1 protein-coding gene is annotated in these 1,025 nt (G+C 51.0%); it reads right to left on the bottom strand.

Annotated elements, in window-relative coordinates:
- Nucleotides 1-185: 185 nt before the first annotated feature.
- A complete protein-coding gene (locus tag O0J73_RS22415) occupies nt 186-935 on the bottom strand; it encodes a putative type VI secretion system effector (protein ID WP_308309682.1) in 750 nt (249 codons plus the stop codon).
- Nucleotides 936-1,025: the final 90 nt, after the last annotated feature.

The raw sequence follows: 1,025 nt of genomic DNA, 5'->3' as shown, positions 1-1,025 counted from the left end.
GCACCTGCGGTAGTGACGAAGCGATCAACGCCACTGTCGCGAAGGATGCGGGCACTGGCGGTGGAGGGCGCAGCCTCTTTCTGCGCCGTCTCCAGCTTGCGGAGCAGGCAAACTGAAAACACATACTGACGGCGTTTGGCAGCCATAACGGACAACCACTCCTGGTTACCACGACTCAGCTCAAGTCAGTACCTGAAGTACGTATCACCCAAAGCAGGATGGTCATCCACACTCTTATTCAACTTCGTGATACGTCTTAAATTGATATATTTTCCGTTGACCCAACCAAGAGACTTGAAAATTGAGTCAGCCATTCTTGTATAACGCGCAAAGCGAGAACCGATCCCAGCTCCAATTATGCAAGAAACAAAAACGCAACCAGAAAATGTGTATATCAACCATTTCAGAAAGAACCAGTCCAACGGCGCTTCGTCAATCGACGCCACTCCGATCGAGAGAGTAAATAGTGCAGCACTAGGCAATGCGAATATCAGCGTGTATTTCAAGACGCCGATCCAGTGCGCGCCACTCCCAGAGCTAATATGGGGGTATGACACGATCAGTCTCTTATCCTCATCCAGCACTGACAGAGCAAAGAATTTTTTATTATCGCCCCTGCTTCCAACGATTTTTACTCGATCTCCTTCACTGAATGGCCAATTCCAAAGCAACCCTTCCACTTGGGTTTCGCCAAGCCGGAACTCCACTCTGGTAACTGGCTCAGCCATTTCCTCAGCAGACATCATCGCCATTCCAGCTGCAGGGCCACTCAGCCCCAGTGCGGCGGCAATGGCGCCTGTAGCCGCGATGCCTGATGGATCACCCTCCCGCCAGAATACATTTTCCACAACGTGCTTGACCCGCAGATCGGAGATGATTCCGATTTCGATATCAAGCGATTTCTTCTCTGACGACACATCGACCTCAGTTTTCATCGCACCCTCAACTTAACCGAGCCGATAGCCTTGTCAAACGCCTGCTTTTGTTCTCGCGGTGTTGAATAGGGCTCGCCACCAAATGTTCGC

Source organism: Stenotrophomonas sp. Sm6012 (assembly GCF_030985895.1).
Lineage (GTDB): Bacteria > Pseudomonadota > Gammaproteobacteria > Xanthomonadales > Xanthomonadaceae > Stenotrophomonas > Stenotrophomonas forensis.
This window is presented reverse-complemented; position numbering and strand designations above follow the sequence as displayed.

Coding starts and splice junctions, on each gene's coding strand:
- O0J73_RS22415 (WP_308309682.1), bottom strand. CDS start 935: ATGAAAACTGAGGTCGATGTGTCGTCAGAGAAGAAATCGCTTGATATC.